The 14,813-nt window shown below is 33.7% G+C and carries 14 protein-coding genes; 9 read left to right on the top strand and 5 right to left on the bottom strand.

All coding sequences use genetic code 11. From position 1 onward, the window contains the following. Window positions 1-12 precede the first annotated feature (12 nt). The 4 genes from J8M14_RS05880 to J8M14_RS05865 form a co-directional block, all read right to left on the bottom strand. A complete protein-coding gene (locus tag J8M14_RS05880; RefSeq protein ID WP_211073650.1) occupies window positions 13-1,335 on the bottom strand; it encodes a S41 family peptidase in 1,323 nt (440 codons plus the stop codon). Between the two features lie 20 nt (window positions 1,336-1,355). Beyond that, a complete protein-coding gene (locus tag J8M14_RS05875; RefSeq protein WP_211073649.1) occupies window positions 1,356-2,624 on the bottom strand; it encodes a nuclear transport factor 2 family protein in 1,269 nt (422 codons plus the stop codon). A 291-nt stretch (window positions 2,625-2,915) separates the two neighbouring features. Beyond that, complete coding sequence (locus J8M14_RS05870; RefSeq protein WP_211073648.1) at window positions 2,916-3,998, bottom strand: adenylate/guanylate cyclase domain-containing protein; 1,083 nt, start codon at window positions 3,996-3,998, stop codon at window positions 2,916-2,918. A 24-nt stretch (window positions 3,999-4,022) separates the two neighbouring features. Then, on the bottom strand, window positions 4,023-4,409 hold the full coding sequence (locus J8M14_RS05865; RefSeq protein ID WP_211073647.1) for a GNAT family N-acetyltransferase: 387 nt from the start codon (window positions 4,407-4,409) through the stop codon (window positions 4,023-4,025). Window positions 4,410-4,637: 228 nt separating this feature from the next. On the opposite strand from J8M14_RS05865, the gene J8M14_RS05860 reads away from it, so the two are divergent. Beyond that, window positions 4,638-4,871: a (4Fe-4S)-binding protein gene (locus tag J8M14_RS05860; protein ID WP_211073646.1), complete on the top strand. Its 234-nt coding sequence runs from the start codon at window positions 4,638-4,640 to the stop codon at window positions 4,869-4,871. A gap of 133 nt (window positions 4,872-5,004) precedes the next feature. Here J8M14_RS05860 and J8M14_RS05855 read toward each other — a convergent pair whose 3' ends face one another. After that, window positions 5,005-5,382: a DoxX family membrane protein gene (locus J8M14_RS05855; RefSeq protein WP_211073645.1), complete on the bottom strand. Its 378-nt coding sequence runs from the start codon at window positions 5,380-5,382 to the stop codon at window positions 5,005-5,007. A 343-nt stretch (window positions 5,383-5,725) separates the two neighbouring features. Between J8M14_RS05855 and J8M14_RS05850 the strand changes: the two genes are divergently transcribed. From J8M14_RS05850 to J8M14_RS23270, 8 genes are read left to right on the top strand one after another with little or no spacing between them, the layout of a single operon-like run. Next, entirely contained in the window at window positions 5,726-6,724 is a 999-nt protein-coding gene (locus tag J8M14_RS05850) for an SDR family oxidoreductase (RefSeq protein WP_211073644.1), read from the top strand. Between the two features lie 29 nt (window positions 6,725-6,753). Beyond that, window positions 6,754-8,034 (top strand): nucleotide sugar dehydrogenase, encoded by a 1,281-nt coding sequence (locus tag J8M14_RS05845; protein ID WP_211073643.1) that lies wholly within the window; start codon window positions 6,754-6,756, stop codon window positions 8,032-8,034. A gap of 52 nt (window positions 8,035-8,086) precedes the next feature. Continuing rightward, entirely contained in the window at window positions 8,087-9,628 is a 1,542-nt protein-coding gene (locus J8M14_RS05840; RefSeq protein ID WP_211073642.1) for an oligosaccharide flippase family protein, read from the top strand. Between the two features lie 5 nt (window positions 9,629-9,633). Further along, window positions 9,634-10,911, top strand: coding sequence for a hypothetical protein (locus J8M14_RS05835; protein ID WP_211073641.1), 1,278 nt, complete (start codon window positions 9,634-9,636; stop codon window positions 10,909-10,911). A 3-nt stretch (window positions 10,912-10,914) separates the two neighbouring features. Then, a complete protein-coding gene (locus tag J8M14_RS05830) occupies window positions 10,915-11,886 on the top strand; it encodes a polysaccharide pyruvyl transferase family protein (RefSeq protein ID WP_211073640.1) in 972 nt (323 codons plus the stop codon). A gap of 12 nt (window positions 11,887-11,898) precedes the next feature. Next, window positions 11,899-13,014, top strand: coding sequence for a glycosyltransferase family 4 protein (locus J8M14_RS05825; RefSeq protein WP_211073639.1), 1,116 nt, complete (start codon window positions 11,899-11,901; stop codon window positions 13,012-13,014). Beyond that, window positions 13,014-14,234 (top strand): glycosyltransferase, encoded by a 1,221-nt coding sequence (locus J8M14_RS05820; protein WP_211073638.1) that lies wholly within the window; start codon window positions 13,014-13,016, stop codon window positions 14,232-14,234. Before J8M14_RS05825 ends, J8M14_RS05820 begins: the two co-directional genes overlap by 1 nt. After that, a complete protein-coding gene (locus J8M14_RS23270; protein WP_211073637.1) occupies window positions 14,231-14,812 on the top strand; it encodes a hypothetical protein in 582 nt (193 codons plus the stop codon). Before J8M14_RS05820 ends, J8M14_RS23270 begins: the two co-directional genes overlap by 4 nt. The last annotated feature ends 1 nt before the right edge of the window (window position 14,813 follow it).

The raw sequence follows: 14,813 nt of genomic DNA, 5'->3' as shown, positions 1-14,813 counted from the left end.
ATATTTATGGTACTACATTTTAGCTTTAAAATGCTCCAGGTTTTTTTGGTATAACTCTATTTTCTCATCCTTTTGTCTTTTGGCAAGAAAAACAGCCTCTTGGTAATATTTTAGAGCTAATGTATTTTGATTATTTCTAACTAAAACTTCTGCATAACTATCCTGAGCATTTGGAGAATTGGGGAAGAGTATAGTACCAGCTCTTAGAATTGCTAATGCACCATTTATATTTCTTCTTCTAAGATAATTGTACCCCATATCATTAACCATAAAACTTTCCAGGTGCTCTCTTTTGACAATAATTTCCAGGAGTTGACAAACAATATCTTCATCTTCTTTTGTAATCTCATCTTTTTCTAGAAGATGCTCTAGTCTTCTAAATGGTTTTTCTCTATACTCCTTAGCTTGCGTTTTGGCTATTTTTTTGGCTTTTGCCAAAGCATCTTTTGCAGGTAACTTGATATCAGGGATTACTCCGACTCCTTCCCAGTTTGTGTTGGTTACCGGATTTATGGAACGCGCAATGGGAACAATAAGTCTGTATCCTTGGGGTAATCGCATAAAATTTACTGGATGAGCACCTCCGCCTGTAACTTCACCTATTATTGTAGCTCTATTTCTGGCTTGTAGATCATAGGCAAAAGCTTCAGCCGCAGAAAATGTTCTGTTATTGGTTAGTATAAATAAAGGTACATCCAGCTTTTGTTTTCCTTGTACATGTATTGTACTGTATTCTTCCATAGTGTCTGTTCTTCTGGTATAAACACTGGTTAGGGGTAAGTTTTCAGGAAGAAAATAACTACTTAAATTAATACCAACAGGGCCATTACCCCCTCCATTGTCTCTTAAATCAATTATAATGGCATCTGCTGTAGATACATATTTCATTAATGGATCTACTTTTATTGTATCTTCTACTCTAAACCCTTTTAGACGGATATAGGCTACATTACCTTCAAAAAAACTAACTTCTCCAAATCCGCCCTGACGAAATCTTTCAATATTTTGGAGATGCATTGGGATAAATTCTGGAGGACTGCTTGGTCGATTATTTTGTGGCTTGGGTGGAGCTATATTTAGGTGCTTATCATTTGTAATTTTTTGCACCTCTTTCGTTAATGCTTCTGCAAACTCTTTAGGTTTCTTATATCTATTAAAATATCTTTTATTGATTAGAGTATCTAGATGCTCGTTTACTTTTTCTGCTTTATCCAGAAAAATGTAATTTTCGGTCATTAGCTTCTGAACTGACTTAATGATATCAGTATTAGACTGTGCAGATAGAACTTTAGAAACTAATATGATGCTGCCAAGTAGCACTAATTTATTTTTCATAATTTGATGATAACGATGATTTATGATTTAATATCTGGGTATCTGGAAGTATCTTTATGTTGCCATAAGAGATTAATAATTTTCCATTCATTATTAGTTTGCACTAGCTGGAGGTATTCAACCCAATTATCAGAGATTAGCTTTACTGTCGCAATGCGATTATAGATATCTAAAATAATAGCCTGGTTATTGGGATTGGGCGGAAACTTATTCCCTACTTTATTCCATGATTTTGAAAATTCAATCATTTGCTCGTAAGTAGTCTCACGAATGATTTCTTTTTTTTCTTTTCTGTCATATCCTAAAGTTCTTTTAGCCAAATCAGGATGGAAGGCACTTTTCATTAGTGTGGAATCTAATTCCTGTAATGCTCTTAAATAAGCCAACGATTTTGTTCTTATCGCCACGGAGTCCTTTTGAGTAGCAGAGGTAGCAATCTTGATATTGATATTTGAAGGCTCTTCTCGACTATCGATCAATTTTTGATTTTTATCGTAAGCAGATTTGTTAATATGATTACCAAAAATGTCATATCCTTTTTTACCTATAGCAAATCCCCATTGATTGTTAGTGAATTGACCATTTTTATCGTGATAGGAGTATTGTATATGATTTCCATTAGTATCATATGTATCCTGATATGATGCAATACCGAATGAGTTTTCTGTTGTTTTTAGAGCAGTGTTTAAGTTATAATTGACTTTAGGAGTATCATCTTTATTGTATAATATTCCTGTAATTCCAAATTCAAAATATGGAGAGATATTTACTGCTTCATCTTTAAGGTTATATCTATGCTCAATCACTAATTCTTTATGTTTACTCCATTGATAATAAGCAACATTCCAGTTGGATTCCATGGGGTTGTCATCCAGGTCGTAAAAATGTAGAGACTTTTTAAACCCTTTTGTATCATAAGCGAATACTTCCTTGTATACTTCCCTTTCATTTTTCATTCTCTCGTTCTTCTTATCAAAATATATTCTTGTTTCCGTAGTATCCGTATAGCTAAAAACAGTTTTGTATGCGCCTAGGGTATGTAGAGGATGATTTCGCACATTGTGATAATGATTATTAATAATTTCAATTAACCGACCAGAGGTGTTATATGTGAATATATAATGAGATGCTTGTTTGGCCTGCTTCTGATTGATTTCATAAATACCTATAATAGGAATATGAGGTGATACATGGTTATATTGTAAATGTCTGAAGTGTTTTTTAGTAATTTCCTGCTGTGCTTGTGTGAAAGTAGTATACAGAATTAGTAGTATGAGTATTCTTTTCATATAGATGAATTTAGTCGATATTATATATTATAAAGCTGCTCGTTTCCTTGATAATAACTAAGATAGGTAAGGTAACCTTTGAGAATAAATTTTTTTGCTGAACAGCATTGACGTTCCCCTAAAATCTTAGTTTGTCTCGATATTCTGTTAGAAGAGAATAATGTTTATTTAAGAGAGTAAAATTTACCGTTGGTAGAAAAAAAATATTTTGTGAATAAAAATTAAAAGCAAACGATTATTACGACTCTAAACAGTAAAAGCAATATCATAACATAAAAATGTAGTAATTAATTACACCTTATCAATGGTATGAATATTTACCTCCTCTTGTTTTCCCTTCAATAAGACACTTCCTAAGAATTTAGAAGATAGATAATTACCAATTTTTAAATCTTGTAACAATCGTTCAGAAATAAGTAGTAATACTCTATGTTTGTTGCATTCTGCCTGGATACGTGCTGAGGTATTGATAACATCACCGTGATAAGCTATTTCTTTTTTGATAACACCAACTTCGGTAACCATTAAGGTTCCTCCATGAAGCCCAGCTTTGAATTCAGGAATGACACCATACTTCTCCTCATAATACTTGGTTTTGCTTTGTTTTTTCTGCTGAAAAGCAAAAAACAGATCTACACAGTTATTGTTGGCTAAGCCTTTTTTATAAGGCCAACTTAATACGGCTTCATCACCCACATATTGATAGATTTCTGCATCATATTTGGGCACTACCTCATTGAGGTCATAAAAGCAGTCTTGTATAAATTGACTGTATTTAAAATGTCCCAGGTTTTCAGCTATGGTAGTAGAGTCTTTAAGGTCCAGAAACATAAAAATACGTTTCTCTTCCTGGGGGTTTTTATATTTTCCTAAAAGCATTTTTATAAAAACGCCCTTGCCGAATTTTTCTGTGGCGATTTTGATGAAGGAAAAGACAAAAGAAACCATCACAATATATAAAATCGTTGCCCAAAATGATTTATTCTCCTTCCACCAGCCCTGATCTGTATTCAGGTTGATACCATAAAGCTCAGAGAATATATCCATGATTAATGTAAAAACTGCAATAGTAGTTATAAAATATAAGAATGTTCTGATGATAAGTCCATAAACCAGAGATTGCTTGATAGAAGCAAATTTGCTAAAAAGCACATCTATAGTTGAGTATAAAAAACCAATTAAAGCTCCGATGCTGGTAAACCCTATCAAAGCTCTTATGGTTCCTTGATGTCCGCTATACTCCTTAATTACAGTAAAGCCTTCTTCTTCATCAATACCGTAATACCTGAAAATAGAATATAACCCCATAACAATAGACCAAAAGAGTACCGATTGCCATAGAAGATGAAAATATTGTTTTAGATTGCGATTCATACAGCTATAATAATTATTTATAATCTATAAACTCATTGTTAATCCTTTTGATTTAGAAAAACCATAGGGTTTATAAAAACTTTCTAATTCCGGTTTAGTGGTTAAGAATATTTGTTCGACGTCTTTAAGTTGATCCAATAGTTTATTAACGATAAGTTTACCAATACCTTGTTTTCTATATTTTTCATGAACTATAATATCGTCTAGCAGAGCTCTGTAAATTCCATCCGTAAGTGCTCGTCCAAATCCGATAAGCTGGTCATTATCCCTGATTACAACATAGGTCTCTGTCTTGTTTAGCAACAATGCTATTCCTTCTGCTGATCTGTCTTTTGCCCAGGTAGTTTGCGAGAACAGAGGAAGCAGTTCAAATGCTTGAGGAAGTTTTTCTGTCGTGATACTATATTTCATTATAAGTAGTTGTGTAAATAATCCTAAAAATAACATATACAGATGTAATACAATAGATTTCTTTTTTGAGACCCTTAAGTTTTATGAATTTTAACAAAAATTGTTAAGAATATATATTCAATGTAGGATTAGTAGATAGATGGTGTATGATGATTAATAAAGCTAAAAATAATGGTATCTTTAAGGAAGTACAATAACATAGACATTTTATTACTAAAACATATCCATATGGCAACCAATGATATCAGAAAAGAATATACTAACGGAGAGCTTACAGTTGTTTGGAAACCGGGTAAATGTATTCATGCAGGTATATGTGTGAAAACCTTACCCGATGTATATGACCCATCTGCAAAACCGTGGATCACACCTGAAAATGCGACCACGGAAAATTTAAAACAACAAATAACCCAATGTCCGTCAGGAGCATTGAGTTATTATATGAATGCAGATAAAGGTTAGAAGTAATTTTGCGCTTGCAATATTAAAATTTGATTCTATTAATTGGTTTTCTAATACAATACATGTCATCTCATTTATCTATAGTATAAAAAAAGCGCCTGTAGAGGCGCTTGTTACTATCAAACAAGTATTGTTATGATCTTAAGAGCTCTTTATAATGATCTCTGTATATAAAGATCATAAGACCATTCATAGCTAGAAAAACAATTCCTATCACGATGTTTTTTGGATCTAACTTAAGATGGTAGAGTAATGCATTGATAGAAATACTCATCAAAACAATCATCATCAGTGGCGCATACTTATTAGCTAATAAAGAAATTCCGGCTGCAATTTCTACGATAGCTACTAGCATCATTGTTTTAGAAATAGTTAACATTCTTAAAAAACTTGCTGCTGTTTTAGTAGGTGGTTCCGGAGGATCCATAAAATAAAATAACTTATTAGCTCCGAAAAAAAGAATTGCCAAGCCAAATAGAATTCTAACGGCCATAATAACTTTTGGATTCATAGAGTGAAAAATTTGGTTAATTAGTACTATAAACGAAATAACCCTTTTTTAATTGTAATATGAATCTTACATCGCTTAATAGAAACTTAACGAATAGTAGATCATAATCACGAAAACGTTTTTGTTAATAAAAAAGATGAAACCTGTAAATATTTGGTTATCAATTATTTGTGCTTTGTTTGGCTATGAAGTGTATGTTTTTGACGTTAACAGAACATTACGAATTCTAAATAGGGTCAAAATCCCCATTGACTTATGTTGTAAGTTCTGATTGTAAATCTTAATTTCGCGCTGGCTAAGGGGTTAGCCATTGGGAAAAACAATTTGGGTAAAAATATAATTCATGAATAAAGATCAGTTGGAACTTCTTGGTTCCTCTAAGGTTTTAGTGACTGGGGCTGCAGGGTTCATAGGCTCTAATCTATGTGAAACACTTTTAGAAATAGGCGCAAAAGTAGTAGGGTTAGATAATTTTGCTACAGGTCACAAAAAAAATATTACACCTCTTGAGCAGCATAATTCCTTCTCTTTTATAGAAGGCGATATCAGAAATATAGAAGATTGCCATAAGGCGTGTAATGGTGTTGATTATGTGCTACATCAGGCAGCTTTGGGTTCTGTACCTAGGTCTATTAATGATCCTATTACTAGTAATGATGTTAATGTAGGAGGTTTTCTGAATATGTTAGTGGCTTCTAGAGATGCAGGTGTAAAACGTTTTATCTATGCAGCAAGTTCTTCTACATATGGAGATTCTAAAGCATTACCAAAAGTAGAAGATAAGATAGGGAAACCTTTATCTCCATACGCCATTACGAAATTTGTAAATGAGTTATATGCTGATAACTTTAAGAAGACATATGACTTGGATACCATTGGTTTACGATATTTTAATGTATTCGGTAGAAAACAAGATCCTAACGGAGCTTATGCAGCAGTGATTCCTAAATTTGTGATGCAATTTATGAAACATGAATCTCCAGTAATCAACGGGGATGGTTCTTTTTCCAGGGATTTTACATATATTGATAATGTAATCCAAATGAATATGAGAGCCATAGTTTCTGATAATCCTGAAGCATGGAATAATGTATATAATACTGCTTTTGGAGAAAGAACTACACTAAATGAGCTGGTTACCTTATTAAAAGAATATTTATCTGATTATGACTCCGCTATTGCTGATGTAGAGGTAAAATATGGACCAGAACGTAGAGGAGATGTACCACATTCTTTAGCGTCTATTGATAAAGCCAAAACACTACTGGAGTATGATCCTAAATTTGATATGAAATTGGGGTTAAAAGAAGCAGTAAAATGGTATTGGGAAAACCTAAAATAATATAAAAGCTAATAACTAAACAACCAACCATGCAAGATATAAAGATCGCCGTTATTGGATTAGGATATGTAGGATTACCTTTAGCAAGGCTTTTCGCAACAAAATACGACACCCTAGGATTTGACATTAATCAAAACAGAATAGATGAACTACGTTCTGGTACGGATACTACCTTAGAAGTAGAAGACGATGTTTTACAGGCTGTTTTAAAAGAGTCATCAAGTAAGGAAATTGGATTATACTGTTCCTCAGATTTAAATGATATTGCAGATTGCAATTACTTTGTAGTTACTGTTCCTACTCCTGTAGACAAAAATAACAGACCTGATCTTACACCGTTATATAAGTCTAGTGAAACCGTTGGGAAGGTTTTAAAGAAGGGTGATATAGTGATCTATGAATCTACAGTGTATCCTGGTGTTACAGAAGAAGAATGTGTACCGGTATTGGAACGAGTAAGTGGCCTTAAGTTTAATAAAGACTTTTATGCGGGTTATTCACCGGAGCGTATTAATCCGGGAGATAAACTACATACTGTAGAAAAAATCTTAAAAGTCACTGCAGGTTCTACTCCGGAGATCGGAGAAAAAGTAGATGCATTATATGCTTCTGTAATTACAGCAGGAACACATTTGGCACCTACTATCAAAGTAGCTGAATCGGCTAAGGTGATTGAGAATTCTCAGAGAGATATCAATATTGCTTTTGTCAATGAATTGGCTAAGATTTTTAATCTTATGGATATTGATACTAATGAAGTATTGAAAGCAGCAGGAACGAAGTGGAATTTCTTGCCTTTTAAACCTGGACTAGTAGGAGGACACTGTATAGGAGTGGATCCATATTACTTAGCGCAGCGAGCACAGGAGTTTGGTTATCACCCGGAAATTATTCTCGCCGGGAGACGATTAAATGATAGTATGGGACAATATGTTGCTTCTGAAGTAATCAAGCTCATGGTAAAACACGACATTAGAATAAAGGGAGCTAAAGTTTTGGTATTAGGAATCACATTTAAGGAAAACTGTCCTGATGTTCGTAATACACGAGCAGTTGATGTAATTAACCATCTTAAGGATTTTGGTACCGATGTTACTATATATGATCCATGGGCAAGTGCAGAAGAGGTACAACACGAATATAATCTGGATACTATAAACGAACTTCCTGACGCGATATATGATGCAGTGGTTTTAACTGTAGCTCATAAAGAATATTTAGACCTTGATCTTAAATCATTATTGGTGCCTAATGGTGTTTTATATGATGTGAAAGGAATAATAGAAGAAGAAGTACACGGAAGGTTATAAACAGATCTGGTTTTTCAATTTTTGAAACTAAACAACTAATACACCAATTAAATTGAGCCAACTAAAAAAAGGAGCGTTACTGACGTACTTAAAAATAGTGCTTACCAATGTTATAGGAATAATGATGACACCATTCATTGTTAGTAACATTGGAAAGGACGAGTACGGTATATTTAATGCTGTTGGAGCATTGATAGGTACGATTGCTCTGTTGGATTTTGGGTTAACAAACACCGTAGTCCGCTTTGTAGCAAAATACAGAGCAGAAAAAGACAGAGAAGGAGAAGAGAATTTTCTGGCTACAGTAAGGCTTATATATTTTGTAATTTCATTACTGGTTATATCATTAGGTATTGTTTTCTATTTTTTCCTGGATAGTTATTTTACCAAATTTAATGCCGAAGAAATTAGAATTACCAAGATCATGTTTGTGATCTTGATTCTAAATCTGGCAATATATCTTCCCGGTATGATTTTTACAGGAATATGTAAAGGTTATGAAGCTTTTGTTTTTCCTGAATCTGTAGGTATTATTAGGTACCTTCTTAGATCAGCTACTGTGGTAGCAGTACTTTTGTTTGGTGGTAAAGCGATATCATTGGTCATAGTAGATTCATTATTTAACTTATTTACTATTAGCGTTACCGGATATTATGTATTTAAGAAATTAAAAGTAAGGTTTAAACTTCATCAACTTTCTAAAAAATACATTCTTCAAATCTTTAAATATTCTGGTTGGATATTTGTGTTTTCATTGGTAGGAATGCTACAGTGGAAATCAGGAAGTTGGGTATTAGGTTCTATGAGTCTACCTAAGGTATTAGGTATCTACGGAATTGGAATTGCACTGGGAACCTATTATGGTACCTTCTCAACAGCTATATCTAGTGTTTTTCTTCCAAGAGCAACCCAGATGTCTGTAAATAATGCTTCTGGAGAAGAGTTGACGAGTATGATGATCAAATTAGGCAGGCTGTCGTTTATTATTTTGATGTATGTGCTTGGTGCTTTTATGTTATATGGAGAACAGTTTATCAATTTATGGGTTGGTGGCGGAGAATCCGGAAATTCAGGTAGATATACGCTAAGTGAGTGTAGAGAGATCTATTATATTGCGCTTGCTATTATGGTAGGGTACACATTACCTTTATTACAAGCTTTTGGAAACTCTATACTCGAAGCGAAGAACAAGTTGTCTTTTAAAGCAATATTATACCTTGTTTTTATGTTTTTGGGAGCCATTGCAGGCTGGTTATTAGCATATGAATATGGTGCTATCGGTATGATTGCAGGACTTGTAGGAGGCTGGTTGATCGTACAGAATGTGATGAATTTTTATTATCATAAAACGATAGGATTAAACATTTTTAGATTTTTCAAAGAGCTGCTGCACAAATCATCTTTGGTAGTATTGATTATGATTTTTATAGGTTATTTCATCAATTACATTCCAGGTGATGGGTGGTTGAATTTTTTGCTAAAAGGAATTACCTATACCGGGATATTTGCCATATTGATGTATTTTCTTGGAATGCTTGAATATGAAAAACAACTATTTACTAAACCCATAGCTTCTGTATTGAAGCGAAAATAATTGTAATGGAAAAACTAAAACTTCAACATATATCGTATGCAGACGAAGGCAAAAAAATAGCCTACGATTATACTGCTGATGCTCAGATTCAGAAGTTTTTTACTGATAATCAGTTGTATGCTAAGTATCAGATAGATGTTAGTAGCACACCTGATAGCATAGCAGTAATTCCTTTTCTGTCTAATATGCTTCCTATAGCATGGTTCGCAGGGTTTACGATTGAGGTAGATGAAGTCGATGAAGCATTTTATCATGCTCAGGAATTGATTAAGGAAGAGTTTGCAAAACGAGATACAACCCGAGAATTTACAGGTACATTGGTAGCTCGTAAATTAGTGAAGAATGACTTCAAAGGATCTAAAGCTTCAATGCTTTTTAGCGGTGGAGTAGATGCCTATGCTACATACATTAGAATCTATGATCAGAAACCTGACCTTATTACATTACGTGGGGCAGATATAGAAATTAAGGATCAGGAGCAATGGGGAGACTTTACTGGTTTTATTGATACCGAAGAACTTTTAAAAGAAAACCATAAAGAATATATCGAGACCAACCTCAGAGACTTCTATACCTACCAGGTAGAATTGTTATTAAAAGATATAGGTTGGTGGGGAAAAGTACAGCATGGGTTAGCATTGGTAGGTTCGATAGCTCCGTTATCTTATGTTTATAAATACGGTTCGGTATATATCGCTTCGTCATATACGGATCATATCGATATTGATTGGGGATCAACACCAGAGATTGATGAGAAGATTACTTGGGCAGGAGGAATAAAAGTAGTACACGATGGATATGAGCTTCAGAGGCAAGATAAAGTAGATCTGATCGCTGACTTTGCTTCCAAAACAGATACCAAGTTTAAACTTAGAGTATGTTATTCTGAGAAGCGAACAGAATTTAATTGTAGTATCTGCGAAAAGTGTTTTAGGACGATATTAGGTCTTATCCTTAATGGAAAGAATCCTAATGACTATGGTTTTAATGTAGATGGAAATATCTATAACGAGTTTTATCGAGTATTAGATATTGGAGGCGCCAGTAAAGGAGTTCGTTACTTTTGGTGGGAACTCATGGAGAAAGCTAAAAAGACAGATGATTTTTATGTTTTTAGTGATAAAGAAGCTGAAACCAAACAAATTGATCTGATACGAGAAGGTAAAATTGATCGTCTTTTAGAAGAAAAAATTAATAACCCTAATAAAGGTGTAGGAAGAGTTAAGTTTATCATAAGGAATAAATTTCCTTGGTTAATAAAGCTATATAAAAAAATAAAATAACAAATGAAGTACGGATTACTTACTTACGATGAAAACAAGAGGTTTTTTAATGTTGGAGACAATGTGCAAAGCCTTGCTGCAAAACAGTTTCTGCCTGAGGTTGATGTTTTTCTAAACAGAGAAAGACTTGGAGAGTATGATGGAGATCCTGTAAAATTAATCATGAATGGTTGGTTTACACATAACACTCATAATTGGGTGCCATCTGAAAAGATAAATCCAATATTCGTTTCCTTTCATATGAATAATACGGCAGCTTCCGCTATGCTTAGTGAAAAGGGAATTGCTTACCTAAAGAAACATGAACCTATTGGTTGTAGGGATCAATTTACTGCGGATACGCTAAAAGCAAAGGGAATCGATGCCTATTTCACCGGATGTTTAACACTAACCCTTGACTCTTATAAAGTAGATGATTCAGAAAGGGGAGATGATATCTATATCGTAGATCCATTATATAGCTACCCACGACCTGAAAAAGTATTTTACAATGCCAAACTAACTGTAAAGAATATTCTTAACGGGCAAGCTTTTCAACTGGGAAAAAAGAATAAACATTTGAAGAAGTTTATTAGTAAAGAGCTGCTGGAGACTGCACATTTTGTTAACCAGGAACCACCTTCTAATCAATATACTGATGAAGAAAAATTTGCCATGGCAGAGAAGCTTCTAAATAACTATGCAAAAGCAAAATTGGTGATCACTTCCAGAATTCATTGTGCACTGCCATGTTTGGCGATGGGAACGCCTGTGATTTTTGTAAATGGCTTTGATAGTTTTGTAGATTCTTGTCGATTCGATGGGATTTTGGAGCTTTTTAACCGTATTGATATCAATAGTAAAACTGGTGAGACTACCAATAATTTTGGTTTGGAAGGAAAAATAGATGCTAATACCATCGTAAAAAACCTTGAAAAGCATCACGAATTGGCAAATGCATTAAAAGAAAAAGTAAATAGTAAATTAAACTCATAAGTATTCTAAGTTATGAAACTTGTATACATTGTTAATCGTATAGATGGCCCGGGGGGGTTAGAAAGGGTACTTTCCATTAAGGCAAGTATGCTGGCGGATCATTATGATTATGATGTGCATATAGTTACATTAAATCAAAAAGAGAGTGATCTTTTTTATGAGTTTAGTCCTAAGCTAACCTATCATAATATCATAGCCAGAGGTAATCCATTGATCCACGCATATAAATATGCTTCAGGTTTACGTAAAACGATAAAAAAACTAAATCCTGATGTTATTGCGGTATGTGATGATGGTTTAAAAGGGTTTTTGGTACCGTTGATATTAGGGAAACCCTGTCCAATGGTCTATGAAAGGCATGTGTCTAGAAATGCTACGGTAAAAGATAATACATCAATAGCTGGTAAAATTAAACTGGGATTGATGAACTACGGAGGTAAATTCTATGATCATTTTATAGTATTGACTAAAGGAAACTTAAATGAGTGGACTTTTAAAAATCTAAAGGTAATTCCGAATCCTTTATCATTCTATCCTGAAGAACAAAGTTCTCTAAAGAACAAAAAAGTGTTGGCTGTGGGTAAGCAAAGCTTTCAGAAAGGGTATGACCGATTGCTGCAAAGCTGGAAACAGGTCATAGAAAAACACCCCGATTGGAGCCTGGATATTTATGGTACCATTAATAAAAGTGAAGGATTAGATGAGTTGGCTACTGATTTAGGAATATCAGAAACTGTACATTTTCATGCTCCGGTAAAAAATATAGCAGATAAATATAAAGAAGCATCTATCTATGCGATGTCCTCCAGATATGAAGGATTTGGTATGGTATTGACAGAAGCGATGGCTTATGGGGTGCCTTGTGTATCCTTTGATTGTCCCTATGGGCCATCTGATATTATTACAGATGGAACAGATGGTTATCTAGTTACGAATGGAGATACAAATGTATTAGGAGAAAGAATTATTAATCTTATTGAAGATGATCAAAAGCGAAGTAATATGGGGGGTAAGGCTCGCGAAAGTGTAAAATCATATTTACCAGAGGTCATTACAAAAACCTGGAACGAATTATTTGTGAGCTTAAAAACTAAAGGAGTACAACAAGTTTTAAAACAAACTAACTGATGAAGCGTATATTATTAATTATTCCTTATGGGGGCGTTGGAGGAATGGAGCGTTTGGCTTTTTCATTTTATAATTATTATAAAAGTCAAGGGCATTTTATCAAGGCAGTTAAGTTTATTAAACTAGATACGGATATCATTAATTTTGGCGAAGATGAGCTGTATTTTTCTGATAAAGATTATGTACATATGTCTAAGCCAAAACGTTTGGCTTTTAATATTATAGCACCATTACGATTACGTAAATTGATCAAAAAGCACAAGATTACACATTCTATTGCTTTTGGTGATCCACCAAATTTTTATAGCTCTGTAGCCTTCACTAATGAATTTAAAATTGGAAGTATGCATGCGCTTAAAAGTGTAGAGTTGAGTAATAATTCTATGCTTAGTAAACTTACTAGATTCGGTTTTAAAAATACCTATACTAAGTTTGATAAATTAGTATGTATCAGTAAAGCGATAAAGGAAGACCTACTCGAAAACTGTGGTTATCCCAATGATCGTAATCTGGAAGTGATTTATAATCCTCACGATGTACAGGAAATACAAAGACGATCAAAAGAATCATTGGATGAAGAGGAAGAGCAACTATTTGGGGATAAAACAATTCTTTTTTTAGGAAGATTATCTACCCAAAAATCTCCTTGGCATCTGATAAAGGCTTTTTCACTGGTGCTTAAAAAAGAACCTGAAGCAAAGCTGGCTATTATAGGAGATGGAGATCCATCTGTTGTAGATCATCTCAAAAAACTGATTTCAGACTTAGGTATAGAAAATAATATTGTCTTTTTAGGTAGAAAATCAAACCCTTATAAATATCTGGTTAGAGCAAGGGCATTAGCCCTGGCATCTCATTATGAAGGTACACCTAATGTGATTGTAGAAGCTATCTGTTTAGAAACTCCAATTGTATCATCAAACTGTACGGAAGGTATTGTGGAATTAATGAGTTTAAAACAACACCCGGAGGTAGAAGCTAATTTTACTGTAGAAAGCGGAATAATTACTCCTAATTTATTTAAAGGAAAACTGGGTATTCCTGATAATGATGATTTTATCCCTGAAGAAGAACTATTAGCTAAGGCACTTCAGAATATATTATCTTCTGATGAATATAAAAAACATCTTAAGAATAATAAGGAAGCTTTGTTAGCAAAATTTGATTTAGAAAAAGTTGCAAATCAATATCTGGAAAAAAGGGAAAATATAGATTTATGAAATTACTAGAGAAGTTCATATATAGCATATTATTGATTCCGCACGTGATCTTATATAAGCGCAGTGCTAATAAAGATTTGATTGATAAGGATATTGCCAGATGGGCCGAAGAAAAGAACCTAAAGGGAAGTAAAACAAAGTTATTGGTTTATTTTTTGACATATTCTACAGATTTTAGAACCATTTTTTACTTCAGAAATAGAGGTGTAATAGCAAGGTTGCTGAATATGTATTGTAGAAGAGAAAAGTATTTTAGAATAGATATAAGTACAAAACTGGGTGGAGGAATCTTGACAGGTCACCCATATAGTACTATACTTAACGCAGATTCGATCGGCGAAAACTTTTATGTAAATCATTTAGTTACGGTCGGAGAAGTTAACGGAAAAAGACCAACTATTGGAAATAATGTTTCTGTAAATACAGGATCGATTATTATAGGAGATATTACTATTGGGGATAATTGTGTAATTGGAGCAGGATCAGTTGTCGTTAAGGACGTTCCTGATAATTGTGTGGTAGTTGGTAATCCTGCCAGAATTATTAAAAAAGACGGAAAACGAGTATCATCTAAGTAAA

Source organism: Aquimarina sp. MMG016, from assembly GCF_018100805.1.
Taxonomy (GTDB): domain Bacteria; phylum Bacteroidota; class Bacteroidia; order Flavobacteriales; family Flavobacteriaceae; genus Aquimarina.
The sequence above is the reverse complement of the archived record's forward strand: the minus strand, read 5'-3'. Positions and strand labels throughout refer to the sequence as shown.